19 protein-coding genes are annotated in these 16,678 nt (G+C 68.3%); 9 read left to right on the top strand and 10 right to left on the bottom strand.

What is annotated here, in order from left to right:
* Positions 1-262: 262 nt before the first annotated feature.
* A complete protein-coding gene (locus ACIA76_RS21935) occupies positions 263-619 on the top strand; it encodes a hypothetical protein (RefSeq protein WP_397153690.1) in 357 nt (118 codons plus the stop codon).
* Between the two features lie 96 nt (positions 620-715).
* Here ACIA76_RS21935 and ACIA76_RS21930 read toward each other — a convergent pair whose 3' ends face one another.
* From ACIA76_RS21930 to ACIA76_RS21910, 5 genes are all read right to left on the bottom strand, one after another.
* Positions 716-943: a hypothetical protein gene (locus tag ACIA76_RS21930; RefSeq protein ID WP_397153689.1), complete on the bottom strand. Its 228-nt coding sequence runs from the start codon at positions 941-943 to the stop codon at positions 716-718.
* A gap of 123 nt (positions 944-1,066) precedes the next feature.
* On the bottom strand, positions 1,067-2,230 hold the full coding sequence (gene nagA / locus ACIA76_RS21925) for an N-acetylglucosamine-6-phosphate deacetylase (RefSeq protein WP_397153688.1): 1,164 nt from the start codon (positions 2,228-2,230) through the stop codon (positions 1,067-1,069).
* Complete coding sequence (locus tag ACIA76_RS21920) at positions 2,227-3,246, bottom strand: SIS domain-containing protein (RefSeq protein WP_397153866.1); 1,020 nt, start codon at positions 3,244-3,246, stop codon at positions 2,227-2,229. Before ACIA76_RS21920 ends, nagA begins: the two co-directional genes overlap by 4 nt.
* A 60-nt stretch (positions 3,247-3,306) precedes the next feature.
* The gene (locus ACIA76_RS21915; RefSeq protein WP_397153687.1) at positions 3,307-4,200 is read right to left on the bottom strand and encodes an N-acetylglucosamine kinase; all 894 of its coding nucleotides are present in this window, start codon (positions 4,198-4,200) and stop codon (positions 3,307-3,309) included.
* Entirely contained in the window at positions 4,197-5,597 is a 1,401-nt protein-coding gene (locus tag ACIA76_RS21910) for a sugar porter family MFS transporter (protein ID WP_397153686.1), read from the bottom strand. The genes ACIA76_RS21915 and ACIA76_RS21910 overlap by 4 nt, the downstream gene beginning before the upstream one ends.
* A 118-nt stretch (positions 5,598-5,715) precedes the next feature.
* Between ACIA76_RS21910 and ACIA76_RS21905 the strand changes: the two genes are divergently transcribed.
* On the top strand, positions 5,716-6,444 hold the full coding sequence (locus ACIA76_RS21905) for a GntR family transcriptional regulator (RefSeq protein WP_397153685.1): 729 nt from the start codon (positions 5,716-5,718) through the stop codon (positions 6,442-6,444).
* Here the strand turns inward: ACIA76_RS21905 and ACIA76_RS21900 are convergent.
* Both ACIA76_RS21900 and ACIA76_RS21895 read right to left on the bottom strand, forming a co-directional pair.
* Positions 6,405-7,016 carry an HD domain-containing protein gene (locus ACIA76_RS21900; protein ID WP_397153684.1) on the bottom strand — a complete coding sequence of 204 codons (612 nt, stop codon included), beginning with the start codon at positions 7,014-7,016 and terminating at the stop codon, positions 6,405-6,407. The two genes, ACIA76_RS21905 and ACIA76_RS21900, sit on opposite strands and share 40 nt — an antisense overlap.
* 180 nt (positions 7,017-7,196) lie before the next feature.
* On the bottom strand, positions 7,197-7,586 hold the full coding sequence (locus ACIA76_RS21895; protein ID WP_397153683.1) for a VOC family protein: 390 nt from the start codon (positions 7,584-7,586) through the stop codon (positions 7,197-7,199).
* 424 nt (positions 7,587-8,010) lie between these two features.
* On the opposite strand from ACIA76_RS21895, the gene ACIA76_RS21890 reads away from it, so the two are divergent.
* Positions 8,011-8,886, top strand: coding sequence for a hypothetical protein (locus ACIA76_RS21890; protein ID WP_397153682.1), 876 nt, complete (start codon positions 8,011-8,013; stop codon positions 8,884-8,886).
* A gap of 4 nt (positions 8,887-8,890) precedes the next feature.
* On the opposite strand, the gene ACIA76_RS21885 is transcribed toward ACIA76_RS21890, so the two are convergent.
* On the bottom strand, positions 8,891-9,604 hold the full coding sequence (locus ACIA76_RS21885; protein WP_397153681.1) for a class I SAM-dependent methyltransferase: 714 nt from the start codon (positions 9,602-9,604) through the stop codon (positions 8,891-8,893).
* Between the two features lie 323 nt (positions 9,605-9,927).
* Between ACIA76_RS21885 and ACIA76_RS21880 the strand changes: the two genes are divergently transcribed.
* The 4 genes from ACIA76_RS21880 to ACIA76_RS21865 all read left to right on the top strand — a co-directional run bounded on the left by ACIA76_RS21880 (position 9,928) and on the right by ACIA76_RS21865 (position 13,611).
* Complete coding sequence (locus ACIA76_RS21880; protein ID WP_397153680.1) at positions 9,928-10,101, top strand: hypothetical protein; 174 nt, start codon at positions 9,928-9,930, stop codon at positions 10,099-10,101.
* A 233-nt stretch (positions 10,102-10,334) separates the two neighbouring features.
* Positions 10,335-11,558 carry a PP2C family protein-serine/threonine phosphatase gene (locus tag ACIA76_RS21875; RefSeq protein ID WP_397153679.1) on the top strand — a complete coding sequence of 408 codons (1,224 nt, stop codon included), beginning with the start codon at positions 10,335-10,337 and terminating at the stop codon, positions 11,556-11,558.
* Complete coding sequence (locus tag ACIA76_RS21870) at positions 11,555-13,165, top strand: CHASE3 domain-containing protein (RefSeq protein ID WP_397153678.1); 1,611 nt, start codon at positions 11,555-11,557, stop codon at positions 13,163-13,165. Before ACIA76_RS21875 ends, ACIA76_RS21870 begins: the two co-directional genes overlap by 4 nt.
* Entirely contained in the window at positions 13,165-13,611 is a 447-nt protein-coding gene (locus ACIA76_RS21865) for a response regulator (protein ID WP_397153677.1), read from the top strand. Before ACIA76_RS21870 ends, ACIA76_RS21865 begins: the two co-directional genes overlap by 1 nt.
* Before the next feature lie 18 nt (positions 13,612-13,629).
* On the opposite strand, the gene ACIA76_RS21860 is transcribed toward ACIA76_RS21865, so the two are convergent.
* Positions 13,630-13,983 carry an STAS domain-containing protein gene (locus ACIA76_RS21860; protein WP_397153676.1) on the bottom strand — a complete coding sequence of 118 codons (354 nt, stop codon included), beginning with the start codon at positions 13,981-13,983 and terminating at the stop codon, positions 13,630-13,632.
* Positions 13,984-14,145: 162 nt separating this feature from the next.
* Here ACIA76_RS21860 and ACIA76_RS21855 point away from each other — a divergent pair, with 162 nt between their 5' ends.
* Positions 14,146-14,856 (top strand): PIG-L deacetylase family protein, encoded by a 711-nt coding sequence (locus tag ACIA76_RS21855; protein WP_397153675.1) that lies wholly within the window; start codon positions 14,146-14,148, stop codon positions 14,854-14,856.
* Here the strand turns inward: ACIA76_RS21855 and ACIA76_RS21850 are convergent.
* The gene (locus ACIA76_RS21850; protein WP_397153674.1) at positions 14,841-15,407 is read right to left on the bottom strand and encodes an HD domain-containing protein; all 567 of its coding nucleotides are present in this window, start codon (positions 15,405-15,407) and stop codon (positions 14,841-14,843) included. The two genes, ACIA76_RS21855 and ACIA76_RS21850, sit on opposite strands and share 16 nt — an antisense overlap.
* Before the next feature lie 91 nt (positions 15,408-15,498).
* Here ACIA76_RS21850 and ACIA76_RS21845 point away from each other — a divergent pair, with 91 nt between their 5' ends.
* Positions 15,499-16,662, top strand: a complete 1,164-nt coding sequence (locus ACIA76_RS21845; protein ID WP_397153673.1) for a glycosyltransferase — start codon at positions 15,499-15,501, stop codon at positions 16,660-16,662.
* Positions 16,663-16,678: the final 16 nt, after the last annotated feature.

Here is a 16,678-nt window from a genome sequence, read left to right as displayed (position 1 = left end):
CGATCCGGCCCTCCCGTCGACCTTGTTCTCCGGTAGGAAACACGCTGGACAAGGGGCCGTCGAGCTGTCCGCCCACGCCGCGGACCATTTCAGGCTGGATTGAAACCATCGCGCCGGTACTCGGCGCGGTGCGAACATCCCAGGTAGTCGTCCGGCGGCTGTGGCGGGTGCGCACGGGCGATATGCGATCGCGATGCGATCTTCGCCGATGTCGACGGAGGACGAAACGCGGTTTCGGGGGAACGCGCGGAAGGAGTTCGTAGTGTCTACCGAGCGCGTCTGTGGGTCTCGGACGCTGGAATGTGGTGCGGTGCTGTGCCTGCTGGCGCAGTTGTTCGGATCTATCGCCGTCGAGCTCGGGGTGCTCGGCGGAGCGATGGGTGTGCTGGTCGGCTGGGGTGCCCCGGCCTGGTTCGCCTGCGGCTTCGGGTTGCGGGTGGCCTATCTGTCGATGACGCCGATCCCGGTGAGCGAGAGCCGAAATGGCTTGCGCGTCAAGGCCACCGCGCTCGCCGCCGCGACGGCGATCATCACCGCGTGCACGGTCGAGGGCCCCGGCGATTCCATCGCGCCGGCCGTGAGCGGGACCGTCCTGGGGGCCGATGAGATCGGCAAGTGACCGCGTCGACGATTCGAATCGGTTGTGCCGGACATAATCTCGCCACCGCCGCGAAGGGGGCGGCGGTGGCGATCGGCGAGCAGGCCGGTCGATGAGCTACTCCGCGTGCCGGACCGGACAGGCCGCGGGCATCGGACCGAGGTCGTCGATGCGATAACCGTTGGGGTAGCTGCGATCCCGGCTCATCTCGATCAAGGGGACGGGCTGGGTGCGAGACGGCAGGTACCGCATCAGGATTCGGCGGGCACGCAGGGCGGCGTCGACCGGACCGACCGCCACACCGGGACGTGGCAACGCCAAGGCCCGCGCGACCCGGTCCGGCACACTAGCATCGACGATGCCGCGCGCGATGCCGAGTGGTAAGCCGGGTAACAGGTCTCGGGCGAACCGGTCGCGATTGGCCAGCGCGACCCGGTGCCCGCCCTCGGTGCCTGCGACGCAACGGATTTACGCCTCGAGCAGGGCGAGCCGTCCGGCGGCCACGCTGCCACGATGGATGACGGCGGCCGGTTCCAGCCGGGAATCCAGGACGACCAGATCCGCCCGCAGCCCGGCACGCAGACACCCCACCTCGTCGAGGCCCAGCGCGCGTGCCGGGGTCGTCGCGGTCATCCGCACGGCGGCCAGCAGCGCCGCGTCGGGATCGGGGCCCGCCGCCTCGACGGCCGCGCGGAACAGCCGATCCATGGTCGCGGTACTTCCGGCGATGGTCGAGGTGCCGGTCACATGCGCGACTCCGCAGGACACCGTCACATCGACCGGGCCGAGGCGGTAGGCGCCGTCGGGGGTGCCCGCGGCGGCCATCGCATCGGTGACCAGGGCGATCCGCTCGGAACCGGTGGCACACACCAGATCTCGCAGCAGGGCCGGATGGATGTGCACGCCGTCGGCGATGAGTTCGACGGTCACCCGGGGATCCTCGAGCAGCGCGAGTGCGGGTCCGGGCTCACGGTGGTGCAGCGGCCGCATCGCGTTGAAGACATGGGTGCCGACGGTCGCGCCCGCGTCGATCGCGGTCCGGGTCTGCTCATAGGTGGCATCGGTATGGCCCACGGCGACAACGACATTCGCGTCGACGAAGCGGTCGATCGCGGCCGCCGCGCCGGGTAGTTCGGGCGCGATGGTGACCATCGCGATCGCGCCGCGCCCGGCCTCGAGCAGGGCGGCGATCTCGGCGGAATCGGGTTCGCGCAGCTGGTTTTCGGCATGCGCGCCGCGCCGGGCGGGGCTGAGCCACGGTCCCTCGAGATGGATGCCCGCGAGCGTGCCCGCACCGACCCGCTCCGCGAGCAGCGCCACCGTGCGGAGCAGCTCCTCCGGGGCGGCTGTCACGAGGCTGGCCAGGGTCGTCGTGGTGCCGTGGCGCAGGTGGAAGCGCGCGGCGTCCTCGATATCGGAGACGGTGCCCTCCGAATACGACGCACCGCCGCCGCCGTGTACATGGATATCGACGAAACCGGGGACGACGATGGCCTCGGGCAGGTCGATATCGGGTGTGCGGGGGGCGATTCCGGCTCCGCACGCGCGGATGCGCTGGCCCTCGAACTCGATCCAGCCGGGGCGGCAGATTCGGTCGTCCAGCACGAGAGTGCCGGCGCTGAGCAGGGTCACAGCGTCTCGGTCACCTTGTTCAGTCCGCGCGGCCGGTCCGGATCGCCGCCGCGCGCGATCGCCAGATGGAAGGCCAGTTGTTGCAGCGGAAGGATTTCCAGCAGCGGCGACAGCGGTTCGGGAACGCCGGTCGGCAGGACGATTCCCGCGTTCAGACCCGAAATCGCCTCGGCGGCACCGACACCGAACACATCGGCGCGCAGTTCGGCCAGGCGTGCCAGCACCGGCAGCATCGCCTTGCCGCCCGCACCCTCGGGCACGATCGTCACCACGGGCACCGACGGGTCGATGGTGGCCAGCGGGCCGTGCAGCAGATCCGCACCCGAGAACGCCTGTGCCGAGAGGTAGGAGGTCTCCATCAGCTTCAGCGCTGCCTCGCGGGCGGTCGGATAGGAATAACCGCGCGCGGAGGTGATCAGGCGCTGCGCGAAGCGGTATCGCTCGGCGACACCGGCGAGGGCCGCGCCCGATTCGAGCACCTGCGCGCCTAGGCGGGGCAGCTCCTCGGTGCCCGCACCATCGCCGCCGCGGGCGTAGTCGAGCATCAGATACAGCGCGAGCAGTTCGGCGGTGTAAGACTTGGTCGCCGCGACCGCGAGCTCCGGCCCGGCGAGCAGATCGATATGGATCTCGGCGGCCGCGGCCAGCGCGGAATCCGGATTGTTGGTGAGCGCCACGGTCAGCGCGCCCTGGCGGCGGGCGACCTCCACCGACTGCACCAGATCGGGCGAGCCGCCCGACTGGCTCACCGCGATCACCAGGACATCGCGCAGATCCGGAGTGCTGCCGTAGATCGTCATCGTCGACGGGGAGGCCAGTCCGGCGGGCAGACCGTGGTGGATCTCCACCAGATACTTGCCGTACAGCGCCGCGTGATCGCTGGTGCCGCGCGCGACGAACAGCGCGAATCGCGGCTTGTACTCGGCGATTCGGGCCGCGGCGGCGCGGATCGCGCCGGTGCCCTCGCTCAGCAGTCGCTGCCACGCCGCGGGCTGTTCGGCGATCTCCGCCGCCATCAGCGCGCCGGGCTTGATCTGATCTGTCATGTCACTCCTCGAGGTGGATGGCTTGTTCGGTCAGGCCGGCGCGCCGCGATCCGCCAGCTGCTGTGCGAGTCGCAAGGCGCCGCTGACCGGGTCGGTGTCGAGCACGCGCAGATCGCGGATACCGCGTTCGGCGAGGCTGTCGCGCAGCTCCCGATGCAACAGCGGTTGATTGACCACCAGCCCGCCCGCCGCGATCACCGGACCGTCGAAGGACAGTCTGCCCGTGACGGTTTCGACGAGTTCGGTCAGTTGGGCGACCGCCTCGTCGACGATCGCGCGGCAGCTCGGATCGCCGGTCGCGGCCAGATCGAAGACGATGTTGGCGCGCCGAGCCCAGTACCGGCGGTCGGTGTGGTTGTAGAAATGGTCGAGCAGTTGTTCGGTCGAGCGCAGTCCGCATTCGGCGGCCAGCGCGCGGCCGAGCCGATCCTCGGGCCGGCCGCGGTCGACCCGGGCCAGCGCGCGGCAGACCGCCTCGCGCGCCACCCAGTAGCCGCTGCCCTGATCGCCGAGCAGATAACCCCAGCCGCCCGCGCGCGCGGTCTGATCGCCGCGGCGACCCCAGGCGACCGATCCGGTGCCGGAGATGAGCGCGACGCCCTCGTCCAATCCCGCTGCCGCCAGCAGGAGTTCGGTGTCGTGCACGACGTGGATCATCGCATCGGGCAGTCGCTCGGCGAGCAGATCGCGCAGCCGGGCCCGGCCCTCCGGGGTGTCGGCGCCCGCCGCGCCCGCGCAGACGATGCGCGCGCCGTGGCCCTGGACCCGTTCCAGGACGAGATCGAGCTGACGTCCGGCCTCGAGCACACCGACCGAGGCCACATTGGCGCTGCCCGCGCGCGCCTGGGCGACGACGACGCCGTCCTCGGCGCGCAGGGCCATCGTCTTGGACCCGCCGATGTCCAGACCGAGGATGGCGGTCATCGGTGCGTACCTTCGTCGAGCGGTGCGGGCCAGCGGGCGCCGTTGTCCCAGTAGTGCCGGATCTCCTCGAGCCCACGGCCCTTGGTCTCCGGCGCCAACCGATACACGAAGGCGAATCCCGCCACCGCGAGTGCGCCGAAGACCGCGAATGTGCCCGCGCCGCCGAGGGATTGGAGCAGCGTCAGGAATACCGCCGCCACGATCGCATTGGCCACCAGATCGGAGGTGAGCATCGCGCTCGAGCCCATCGACCGCAGCCGCGCCGGGAAGCTCTCACCCGCGTAGACCCACACCAGCGCGCCGAAGCCGAAGGTGAAGCCGACGGTGAACAGCAGCACGCCGAGGAATCCGAAAACGGTCAGCGCACCGCCGAATTCGGATCCGGCCATGAAGACCGCGATGAGCACGATATTCGCCACGATCATCATCGCGATGCCGGACAACAGGATCGGCCGCCGGCCGAGCCGGTCGACCAGCACGAGCGCGACCAGCACCGCGGCCAGCGACGCGACCTGGATCAGCGCGGGCAGTACGAGCAGTGCGAAATGACCACGGAAGCCCATCGCCTCGAACAGCCGCGGGCTGTAGTAGACGATGGCGTTGATGCCGGTGATCTGGATGAAGAAGCCGAGTCCGACCACGAACACCGTCGCCCGCAGATACGGTCGCCGCAGCATCTCCCGCAGTGCGCCACCGGATTCCGAGCGCAGACTGTCCTCGATCTCGGCCAGGGCGGCCTCGGTGTCGGCCTCCGGCTCGACCTGCCGCAGCACCTGCCGGGCCTGTTCGGTGCGGCCCTTCATCACATACCAACGCGCGGTATCGGGCAGGCGCAGCACGAGAATCGTGGTGAGCAGCGCGGGCACCGCAGCCAGGCCCAGCATCCAGCGCCAGCTGTGCGAGCCGGCCAGCAGATACGCCGCGAGATATCCGATGATGATGCCGATCACGGTCGTCACCTGATAGGCCACCAGCAGCGCGCCGCGTATTCGGGTGGGCGCGGATTCGGCGACGAACACCGGCACCACGACCACCGAGATGCCGATCGTGATGCCCAGCAGGAACCGGGCCACCATCAGCATCGGCAGCGCGGTCGACAGCGCGCCCAGCAACGCGAAGACCGCATAGGTCGACGCGACCAGAACCATCGACCACTTGCGGCCGATCCGGTTCGCGAGCATGCCGCCACCGATCGCGCCCGCGATCTCGCCGATCACCACCACCGTGGTCAGCAGCTCCTGCTGATGGGTGGTCAGACCGAACTCGTCGGTGATGAACAGCAGCGCTCCGGCGATGTTGGACAGGTCGTACCCGTAGATCACCCCGACGCTGGCGGCCGCCCCGCCGACCAGCACTCCCAGTCGGGACGACGCCCGCAGCTCGCCCACGAACCCCATATTCTTCGCCTCTCACCATTGAACAGGGAAGGAATTGGTGTACACCAATTTGCCGGTGTGAGATTGGCATATACCAATTACCGCGTCAAACCGGAGGTCGAGCGGTAGGTTTTGCAGTATGCACAACGCCGCCGGGACGGCTTCGGGACTCACGCAGCCGCAACCGCGCTATTACGGCACCAAGCTGGCACTGCGCGATCTGATCAGCACGCTGGAACCGTCCACCTCGCTGCCGCCGGAGCGCGTGCTGGCCGAACAGCTCGGCACGTCGCGGACCACGCTGCGCAAGGCGCTGGCCGAACTCGCCGCGGAGGGACTGCTGCGCCGCGTCCAGGGCAGCGGCACCTTCGTGGCGCCGCCGAAGGTGGTTCACCTCCAGCAGCTGACGTCGTTGACCGACGATCTGAACACCCAGGGGCTGCAGGTCAGCTCCCGCGTCCTGGCGCTGACGAAGACACCGGCCGACGAGGCCGTGGCCGAACGGCTCGCCATCGCGCCCGGCCGCCGGATCCATCGTCTGCAGCGGCTGCGCTCGGTCGGCGGTGAACCGCTCGCGATCGAGGTCGCCCATCTGGCCGATCCGCTGCCGAATCTCGCCCGCCGCCTCGCCGATCGCGGCTCGCTGTATGCCACCCTGCGCGATCATTACGGACTCGAGGTGGCCGCGGTGGAAGATACCGTCGAGACCGCGCTCACCACGCCGGAGGAGGCCACTGCGCTCGAGGTGGCGGTCGGCTCCCCGATCCTGCTGGTGCATCGGCGCGCCTGCGATCACACCGGCCGGCCCATCGAGTGGACCCGATCGGTCTACCGCGGCGACCGCTTCCGCTTCGTCGCCCGCGCGTGACCGAACCATCGCCATCGCGAGGCCGGCGAGGTGAATGAGGTTCCAGGGACTAGGAACCCCTCGGTTCGCAACCGATGAGAGCCACACAGCGCCAGGGTAATTCGGGTAGTACCGCCAGCTGGCTCGCCGTGAATCCGATCGGATCGCCGTCGACGCAGGCGGTATCGAGGTAGAGCCGCTCGAGTTGGTACGGATAGCGACTCGAGGTGATCGAGTTTGAGACTTCCTGGGCGCCCGCGCAGTACGGATGTGCCGCTGTCCATGACGCCGAGCACCTCGTCGGCATCCATACCGTATTCGGCGAGCAGTGGCGTCAGCTCACGAATACGTTGTCGGCCCAACTCGTGATGGTCGAGTCCGGCAACGCCTTCGAACGTGTGGCTGAACGGCAGGTGCCCGATGTCGTGCAGCAGCGCGGCCAACCGCGCGACCTCGTCGTGCGGGGCGAAATGCGCGACGAGAGCGAGCAATCCGAGGCTGTGCTCGAGCCGGGTGTAGGTCTGGTTCGTCGTGGATGCGGCCGCACCCGCGTGCACGACGAATTGCAGTCGCCGCAGCTCCCATGTCCGCAACAGTCGTCGTTCCAGCGGTGTCAGACGAAATCTGTTTGCCCACAAGGGATCTCGATACCATTCGTCCCGACCGAGAATTCCGGACACCGGATTCGCACCGCCACGAAGTTCGTATCCAACGCCGCGCGCGCCCATTGCCCCCTATCGTTTCGACAATTCACGGCTGCCGACACCTCAGCGTCATACGAGCTGATGCAGCTCGACGACGTTGCCGTCGGGATCGGACACCATCGACTGCAGATGCCCCGGGGCGGTCGAAAACGGATCGGACACTTCCAGTCCCCGTGCTCGCAGCGTGTCCACCACGGTGTCGAGTCGGTCGACGAGAACGGCGAAGTGCTGGCCGAGGGCGGGTGGGACGGTGGCCTGCATCAGGTGGATCTGCCGGTCGCCGAGATCCAGCCAGGCGCCGGGCCCGAGGTCGTCGGGACGATCGGTCCGCCGCCCCAAACCCAGTACGCCGCAATAGAAATCCACCGCGCAATCGACGTCGCTCACGACGATCGCGACGTGATGGAGCGCGAGCGCCTGCACGCCCTCGATCTGTGCCTCGTGCGTGTTCTCTGACATGTTCCGACCCCTCTCGATGGTATGACGGTGGTGCGATACCGGTACCCGGGTGCTTGTTCGCCGCCAGCGGCGGATGCTGCTTCGCAATGAGCGAGACGGACGCAAGGAGCCCAATGCCTGTGTGTGGCAGGGGAGAGTGTGTGCCGGAAGGCTCTCGCCTCCCTGCCCCACGGACATTCGTACACGGTGATCCCACCCATCACAACGAAAGCGTCGTCCCGCCAACGGGATTCGCTTACGGACGTGGGAATCGCTCACCAGTCGGCGCGTCGCGAGCGTAACACTGCGCGAAACACTTCGAAAGCCCTGCCGCGTGGAACTAGCATGCTGCGCCATGGACCTACCACGTTTGTGGGTCGGGATCGACGTCATCGGCACTCTGATACACAGCGAGATTGTGGTTCATTCCGCAGGGGGTCAACGGATGGCACGGCGACTGCGTCGCGTGGCACCCACGCTCGGTTTCGACTACCAGGGGGAGAACCTCTTTCGCGGAGTCGTCACCGACATCATGAGGGACGGCCCCGGGATCGACGGCGCACGCACCGCGGGCGGTATCGAATGCCGCACGCACTGGGTCACCGCGTTCGACGGCACCGCGGTCGGGCTGGTCGTGTGGCTCGCGCCCGGACCTGTCACGCCGCGACCGGTGTACAACAGCTGGACCATCGACCTCGCCCGGCTCATCACCGCCGGTGGCGGCGACAACCTCACCCTCTACGGCGTCAAACGCCAAGTGGGCGAGTACAAACCGTTTCCGGCGCTGCTCAAGAACATGAACCCCGACGACGCCCCGAATTTCACCGCCATGGTGCACAACCTGGGGCACGAGCGGGAAGGCGTCATCTGTGACACGGCGTGGTCGGTCCGCCCCGAACGCAGCTGGACGCACTTATGGTCCTCGGCAACCACTCTCGGCGCACCAGGGCCCGGCCGCACCGTCTACGGGCTCACCACGCAACTACCCCGCCGCGATCTCGACACCCGGCTGGGCACCCTGGTCAGCTATACCGACGCCACCTTGGTCATGGTCGACGTGGCCCACCGGGTCGTCATGAACGCCTCCGGCGACCTCGCCGACGCCCTGCTCGCCGACGAGCCCCGCCTGAAACATGTGCTCACCCAGATCGACCTGGAGGCCCTGATCGGGGCGGCATCCACCAACCCTGTTGTGGAGCAGACGATTTCGATCGAAGGTTCGTTGTTTCGGGCCGCGCTGTTCGCGTTGCCCGCCGGACCTGTGGGGCCCGGTTCGGTGATCGCGATCCTGCTCGTCCCGGCGTCGGATCGGACGCGGTGACCCGTCAGCGTGGCTCGGTGGTGTTCTCCTGCGGTGCGCGGCGCGGCCCGCGCACCGTCCACACCGCCGCCGAGCCACGCGTGTCCACATCCACCTCGGTGAACGCCCGCTTTAGCGCGGCCACCAGTCCGTCGAGGTCGTCGGTGTCGTTGCGGTAGATGTTGTGCGCGCGGAGCCGCCTCATCTCCGCGCGGCTCAGCGCCGTATGCGAGACTCCCGAATCCAGGACGGTCGCCCCGAAGAACACGCCGTCATCGGCCATCACATCCGAAATGTGCTGGAACGCTTTGCCTTTGCTGTCCCACCCGCCCGTCACGCAATGCATGAGCCAGGTCGCCGACACCGATGTGAACCGGCGGCGATCCACCGGTAACGGCGCCAACACGCTCCCGATCCGTATCACCGGGTCGATGCCACGCCGGCGCAGCCGCCGACTCGACACCTCCAGAGGCTGGCGATTCAAGTCGACCAGGGTCACCTTCGGACTGGCCGTGGGGTAGCCGGCATGAGACAGATGCCACCCGCTACCGGTGCCGATATCCAGATGATCGGCGCTCATATTGCGGTTGTACAGGGCCAGCGTATGCCGTGGGGAGCAACGCCAGACCACACCACAGTTGAACCACAGCACCCGAAAGTCGTACATGGCGAGCATCCAGGGCGAGTACACCGACGCGCCGTCCTGCCCGACCTGACTGATACCGTCCGTTGAATCCATACCCGTCACTCCCTCGCGCCTACCAGGGGAGGGTAACCCGAAAACGGTCGCCCCCAAGGCATCTGCACCCGGACGGGAATCACTCACCGACCCGCTGAACACCCGTTATCGTAGTGGCACCGGCGCCGCTCGCACGCCGCGACCACCGCCTGGCCGGGCATGTACCGGACGTGGAGCTGCCCGCGGCCGATTCCGGGACTCGGGGTAATCCCTGAACTTTCCCCGATTTCCCCGTTGACCAGGTGCTTTTCCCGGTGCGGACTGACAGTATCGAAGTGTCGGATCGCGATGACGGCGGTTCGGAGACTTCGGGAGGAATGGACATGTTCTGGAAGATCCTGGGCGTCGTCGCGCTCGCGTGGCTGGCGCTGCTCGTGGTCGGGGCGCTGGTCAAGGCTCTGTTCCCGATCCTGGTGATCAGCCTGGTGGTGTTCGGGCTGTACCTGCTGTACAAGGCGGTGTCGGGGTCGAACAAGTCGACGGTCGGCAAGATGTAGCGACCCTCGCGGGCACGGGCCGTTCGGTAGCGATGCCGAACGGCCCGTGCGCTTTTCGGTTTCCGGCACGGCGATGATGCGAGTGGTTCGCAAGATCGGCTACCATCACTGCTGCCTCTCGGTCCAGAAAGCGGCCGTTGAGCCAGTCGGCGTGCGCTGAAGCCGCCCTCGATGTGATCGGAGGCCAAGGGTTTTGGTCTGTCCGGAAATCCGCGTCCTCGCCGGTGGTGACGGTGCGGCGTGAAGGTTTCGGCGAACCCGGTCTCGGGGTCGATCCCGGTTGGACCTGGCAAGAACCCTGGCTGCTGCTGATCGAGGACGATGCCGGTGATGCCCTGCTGGTGCGGGAGTTGGTCACCGACGGCGCGCCCGGTCTGCGGCTGGAATGGGTGCGCTCGCTGGCCGAGGCCGGATCACGCCTCGAGGCCGAGATGCCCGATTGCGTCCTGCTGGATCTGCACCTGCCCGATGCGCAGGGCCTCGAGGCGCTGGCCCGCATCCGCGAATACACCGACGCGGCCGTGGTGGTGATGACCGGACTCGACGAGGAACGGACCGGCCTGGCCGCGGTCTCCTCGGGCGCACAGGACTATCTGGTCAAGGGCCGCGTCGAACCGGAACTGTTCGGCCGCGCCGTGCGCTATGCCATCCAACGCAAACAGGCCGAACGCACCAGTGCGGCACTGCAGGCCAGTCAGCTGCGCGCCCAGGAGAACGCGCGTCTCGAACGCGGCCTGCTGCCGACCCCGCTGCTGCCCGTCGACAGTGTCGTCTCGGTGCTGTCGCGCTATCGGCCCGGCCGTTCGCATGCCCTGCTGGGCGGCGACTTCTACGATGTGGTCCAGGACGCCGACGGCACGGTGCACGCCGTGATCGGCGATGTGTCCGGTCACGGCCCGGATGCGGCCGCCACCGGTGTGGCGTTGCGATTGGCTTGGCGCACACTGGTTTTGAGCGGTGTGACGGGCGTGCGCCAGCTGCGCGTGCTGGAGCGGGTGCTGCTGGCCGAGCGCACCGACCGCCAGACCTTCGCCACCGCGACCAGCCTGATCCTCGAACCCGGCACGCGGACCGTGCGGGTGCAGCGGGCGGGCCATCCGGGCATGGTGCTGCGGTCGGGGACCGAACTGAACTGGATCGAGGTGCCCGGCGGACCCGCGCTCGGATTCCTGCCCGACCGCGCCGAATGGCCCATCGAGGAACTGCGACTGCCGATCGACGGCGGCCTGATGCTGTTCACCGACGGCCTGTTCGAGGGTTGCATCGGCGCGGATCGGGAACGCCTCGGTGAGCGGGGCATGCTCGAGATCGCCCGCGCGGTGGTGGTCGAACAGCCCGAGACCTTCGTCGACGAACTCATCGGCCGGATCGAGGAATTGGCCGGCGCGACCGGCGGATTGGACGACGACTTGGCGATTCTGTATCTGCGATGGAGCGACGGGGGAGCGATCCGATGACCCCGACCGAATCCCGGATGGCCGGTCGGCTGACGGTGCAGGCGTGGTTCCAGATCGTGCTGGCCTCGATGATCCTGTTGGTGATCATCGGTTCGGCCGCGGGCGCGCAGGTGATCTCGGCCACCACCACGATCAGCGACCGTCTGCTCGACCGGACCCTGCCCGCCGCCGCGGAGGCCTATCGCCTGCAGAGCGGTCTGGTCGATCAGGAGACCGGGGTGCGCGGATACGCCATCACCGTCGACCCCGAATTCCTGCAGCCCTATACCGACGGCAAACAGCTGGAACAGAAGTCGGCCGCGCGGCTGCGCGAACTGCTGGCCGACCGCCCGGCGCTGCTGACCGATGTGACCGAGATCGAGCGGGCCGCCGATCAGTGGCGGCGCGGCTACGCCGAACCGCTGACCTCGATTCAGTCGCTGCCGCAGGCCCGTTCGGTCGGCAGCGCGACCGCCGATCGGGGCAAGGACATCTTCGACGGTATCCGCGCGCAATTCGACCATCAGAACAACGATCTCGCCGCGGCGCTGGCCGCCGACAACGCCGATCTGGACCATGCCCGCACGGTGCGCAATGTGGTGCTGATCGGTCTGCTGGTGGTCTTCCTGTTGACCAGTGTCCTGTTCACCGTGCTGGTGCGCCGGCTGGTCGCGCGGCCGCTGCGCTATCTGGCCGACTCGTCGCTGCGGGTGGCGAGCGGTGAATTCGATCATCGCATCGTCGCGCACGGACCCGCGGATCTGGCCGCGGTGGCCGACGCGGTCGAGGATATGCGCCAGGAGATCGTGTCCAAGCTGGGTTCCGCGCGCGCACAGGAGGCGGTCCTGCTGGAACAGAAGGAGGCGCTCGACGCCCAGGCGATCGAGTTGCGCCGCTCCAACGCCGAATTGGAGCAGTTCGCCTACGTCGCCTCGCATGATCTGCAGGAGCCGCTGCGCAAGGTGGCCTCGTTCTGTCAGCTGCTGGAGAAGCGCTACGGCGACAGGCTCGACGACCGCGGTAAGCAGTACATCGACTACGCCGTCGACGGCGCCAAGCGGATGCAGGCGCTGATCAACGATCTGCTCACCTTCTCCCGGGTGGGCCGGATCACCGGCGACAGTAAGCCCATCGCGCTGCACGAACCACTGGACAAGGCGCTGAACAATCTGTCCTCGGCGATCGAGGACGCCGGGGCCCGGATCGAGCGACCCGACGAACTGCCCGAGATCATCGGCGAACCGGTGCTGCTGGCCATGCTGTGGCAGAACCTGATCGGCAACGCCCTGAAGTTCCGCAGCCCGGATCAACCGCCCGAGATCCGCATCACCTGCGATCCCGATCCGGCGGGCGGCTGGCTGATCACGCTGTCCGACAATGGAATCGGCATCGAGGCCGAATTCGCCGAGAAGGTGTTCGTCATCTTCCAGCGGCTGCACAGCCGAGACGAGTACACCGGCACCGGCATCGGCCTGGCCGTCTGCAAGAAGATCGTGGAATTCCACGGCGGCAGAATCTGGATCGATACCGGCTACACCGAGGGCACCCGATTCTGTTTCACCCTGATCGGCACCGAAACCCCCACGCGCAGTGCGGATCTCATTGCCGCCATCGAAGGAGCCTCCTGATGACCACCCCCGGCCGTCCGATCGACATCCTGCTGGTGGAGGACGACCCCGCCGATGAACTGATGACGCGGGAGGCGTTCGAGGACAACAAACTTCGCAACAGCCTGCACGTCGCGCACGACGGTCAGGAGGCGCTGGACTTCCTGTATCGGCAGGGCCGCTACGCCGAGGCGCCGCGGCCCGATCTGATTCTGCTGGACCTCAATCTGCCCAAATACGATGGGCGCGAGGTGCTGGGGAGGATCAAGGCCGATCCGGAGCTGGCACATATCCCGGTCGTGGTGCTGACCACCTCCGCGGCGGAGGAGGACATCCTGCGCAGCTATCAGTTGCACGCCAACGCGTATGTGACCAAACCCGTGGATCTGGACCAGTTCATCGCGGCCATCAAGCAGATCGACGAATTCTTCGTCCAGGTGGTCCGTCTGCCGTCCTACCAGCAGTAGGTATCGGCGTTCTCGCGATCAGTTCGACGCGCTCGTGAGCGCCTCGTCCAGAGTGGGGAACATCGCCAGCAGCTTGTCCAGTCCGGTCACCTCGATCGGTCGGCGCACCGCATCCGACGCCACCACCCGCAGCAGCGCAGGTTTGGCGGCCTCGGAGGCGACCATCAGCGCGCTCAGCCCGGCCGAACCCATGAATCCGACATTGGTCATGTCCACCACCAGCGGATTGCCGTCTCGCCCACTCTGTTCCAGAGCGGACTGCAGATGCGGCACCGAGGCGATATCGATCTCGCCGCTGACCGTGATCACGGTCGTGGAGCCCTCGGCGCGCACCGTGACGTCGAGCATCCGGGATGTGCCTTCACCGCTCACAGACTGGCCCTCCGTATACACCACGTTCCACCTCTGGAGCATCGAACTTCCGCCGCGCGCGACGCGACGCCAGGGGACTGTCTCCCTGACTCTACTTACCCGGCGAACGACTCGGTAATCATCACCACACATCAGCGGAGCCGACCCTGTTGAATGGGACCCATGCAGCAGGTACCCGAGGACTGGCAGCGCGGCCTGGTGATCGTGGCGCATCCCGACGATATCGAATACGGCGCGATCGCGGCGATCGCGCGCTGGACCAAGCAGGGCAAGGATATTCGCTACGTGCTGGTGACCAGCGGTGAGGCCGGGATCGCGGGACTGCCGCCGGAGCAGGCCGGTCCGCTGCGCGAGGCCGAGGAGATCGCCGCCGCGCGGGCGGTGGGCGTGCGCGAGGTGGAGTTCCTCGGATATCCCGACGGCCGGGTGGAGGAGGGTCCGACGCTGCGCCGCGATCTGGCCCGCGCGATCCGCCGCCACCGCCCAGAGTTGGTCGTCCTCGCCCATTTCGGCGATGTCTGGATGCCCGGCTTCGCCAACAGTGCCGACCACCGCGCGGTCGGCCGCTCCGGTCTCGACGCGATCTCGGATGCGGGCAACGAGTGGATCTTCCGTGAACTGGCCGATCTGCCGGTCTGGACCCCGCGCTGGGCCGCGGTGATCGCCCCGGGCGCCACCCATGCCGTCGACGTCACCGACACCATCGACGCCGCGGTGGAATCACTTGTCGCTCACCGCCGTTACCTCGCTGCCCTGAGCGCGGATCCGGTCGAGGATCAGGCCCGCGCCATCGTCGACCGCGCCACCGCGCCCCGGCCCGACTTCCCGGCCGAGCGCGCGGTGGGTTTCGAGCTCTACTACTTCGCGGGCTGAGCGGCCGCCACCCGTTCGACGACCGGCCGCCAGGATTCGAGCGGCGCGACCGCGAGCCCGACGACCTTGCCCGCGTCATCGGCGCGGCGCAGCGCGACGGCCGCCGCGAAATCCGGATCGGCCTCGAATGCGGTGATCTCCTCGACGGTCATCGGCCCGCCCTGCGCGACCAGGGTGCGCCGACTGGAATCCGACAGCCGCGCCGCATGATCCGAATCCGTCGCCGCCAGATACCTTTTCGCGACGATATGCAGCTCGACGAGCCGAGCCACCCGCATCCCGAGCAACTCCCGCACGGCGTGGGCGCCATGCCGTCCATGCCCCGCATCATCCCCCGGCCTCAGCACATGTCCGACATCATGAACCAGCCCCGCCACCTGAAGCTCCTCATCCTCGGGATGGTCCCGCCGCAACAACTCCGCACACTGCCGATCATGATCGAGGATGTCCACCGGATCCCCCGACCGATCAGCGGTATCCCAAGCATCCGCACACCCGGCCAGCAATCCCATCAACTCGTCCACCGACCCGACCACCCGAACACCGCTCATGCGCCGAGACCCTAACCACACTCGATGAACAGGGGGCGACCCACGACCCGGGGCCGGGATGCGGGGACCTCGTTGTGGCAGGCTGTTCGGCATGCGAGTGGCTATCGTCGCGGGACCGGATCCGGGGCATGCGTTTCCGGCCATCGGGTTATGCCTGCGCCTGCTGGCCGCGGGCGATGAACCCGTGCTGTTCACCGGGCCGCGCTGGTTCGAGGCGGCGCGGTCGGCCGGGATCGGGGTGCGGCGGCTCAAGGGGCTGGCGCCGCGCCCGCAGGACGACGATCGCGATGCCGGACAGCGCATCCACGAACGGGCCGCGCATATCTCCACCGAGATCCTGCCGGATCTGGGCGCCATGCTCCCGGAACTGGTCGTGTCGGATGTGCTGACCGCCGGCGGCGGTATGGCCGCCGAACGACTGGGCGTGCCCTGGGTGGAACTGTCGCCGCATCCGCTGTATCTCCCGTCGAAGGCGTTGCCGCCCATCGGAAGTGGACTGGCCCCGGGGGAGGGGCTGCGCGGCCGGGCCCGGGACGCGGTGCTGCGCGGCATGACCGCGCGCGCCCTCGGGCGCGGCGAACGTCAGCGCACGGCCGCCCGCGCGAGTATCGGCCTGCCCGAACAGGATCCGGGACCCGACGCCCGCCTCATCGCCACCCTGCCCGCCCTCGAGCTCCCGCGCCCGGACTGGCCCGCCGAAACCCATCTGATCGGCCCGCTGCTGTGGGAACCCACGACCGATGTGCTCGCCCCACCGCCCGGCGACGCGCCCCTGGTCATGGTCGCCCCGTCGACCGCGCACACCGGCGTATCCGGTATGGCCGAGGAGGTGCTCGCGGCCCTGCGCGGCGCCGGTGTGCGGGTGGCCGTCTCGACGCTCGACTCGCCCCCGGCGGATCTGCCGTCCTGGGCCACCGCCGGTCTGGGGCGCCAGGACGTCCTGCTGCGCGAGGCCGCCGTGGTGATCGGTGGCGGCGGCCACGGCCTGCTGGCCAAGGCGCTGCTCGCCGGTGTTCCGATCGTGACGATCCCCGGCGGCGGCGACCAGTGGGAACTCGCCAATCGCGCCGCCCGCCAAGGCGGTTCGATCCTCGTGCGGCCGTTCACGCCCGAGTCGGTGCGCGAAGCGGTGGGCCGAATACTCGACGATCCGTCCTACCGGACGGCCGCCGAACGGGCCGCGGCCACGATGGCCGAGGTCGCCGATCCGGTCGAAATCTGCCACCGGGTCCGCGAGACCGCGGGTGCGCGCTGAATCGCGGCCCCCGCGG

The sequence above is a fragment of the Nocardia sp. NPDC051570 genome, assembly GCF_044454005.1.
Lineage (GTDB): Bacteria > Actinomycetota > Actinomycetes > Mycobacteriales > Mycobacteriaceae > Nocardia.
Note: the sequence above shows the minus strand (reverse complement) of the source record. Positions and strands in the feature narration are given on the sequence as shown.

Bases quoted from the DNA above. Each gene is read 5' to 3' on its own strand.
- ACIA76_RS21915 (WP_397153687.1), bottom strand. From the start codon at position 4,200: ATGACCGCCATCCTCGGTCTGGACATCGGCGGGTCCAAGACGATGGCC.
- ACIA76_RS21890 (WP_397153682.1), top strand. From the start codon at position 8,011: ATGGCACGGCGACTGCGTCGCGTGGCACCCACGCTCGGTTTCGACTAC.
- ACIA76_RS21910 (WP_397153686.1), bottom strand. From the start codon at position 5,597: ATGGGGTTCGTGGGCGAGCTGCGGGCGTCGTCCCGACTGGGAGTGCTG.
- ACIA76_RS21850 (WP_397153674.1), bottom strand. From the start codon at position 15,407: ATGAGCGGTGTTCGGGTGGTCGGGTCGGTGGACGAGTTGATGGGATTG.
- ACIA76_RS21905 (WP_397153685.1), top strand. From the start codon at position 5,716: ATGCACAACGCCGCCGGGACGGCTTCGGGACTCACGCAGCCGCAACCG.
- ACIA76_RS21855 (WP_397153675.1), top strand. From the start codon at position 14,146: ATGCAGCAGGTACCCGAGGACTGGCAGCGCGGCCTGGTGATCGTGGCG.
- ACIA76_RS21845 (WP_397153673.1), top strand. From the start codon at position 15,499: ATGCGAGTGGCTATCGTCGCGGGACCGGATCCGGGGCATGCGTTTCCG.
- ACIA76_RS21895 (WP_397153683.1), bottom strand. From the start codon at position 7,586: ATGTCAGAGAACACGCACGAGGCACAGATCGAGGGCGTGCAGGCGCTC.
- ACIA76_RS21865 (WP_397153677.1), top strand. From the start codon at position 13,165: ATGACCACCCCCGGCCGTCCGATCGACATCCTGCTGGTGGAGGACGAC.
- ACIA76_RS21885 (WP_397153681.1), bottom strand. From the start codon at position 9,604: ATGGATTCAACGGACGGTATCAGTCAGGTCGGGCAGGACGGCGCGTCG.
- ACIA76_RS21880 (WP_397153680.1), top strand. From the start codon at position 9,928: ATGTTCTGGAAGATCCTGGGCGTCGTCGCGCTCGCGTGGCTGGCGCTG.
- ACIA76_RS21870 (WP_397153678.1), top strand. From the start codon at position 11,555: ATGACCCCGACCGAATCCCGGATGGCCGGTCGGCTGACGGTGCAGGCG.
- ACIA76_RS21920 (WP_397153866.1), bottom strand. From the start codon at position 3,246: ATGGCGGCGGAGATCGCCGAACAGCCCGCGGCGTGGCAGCGACTGCTG.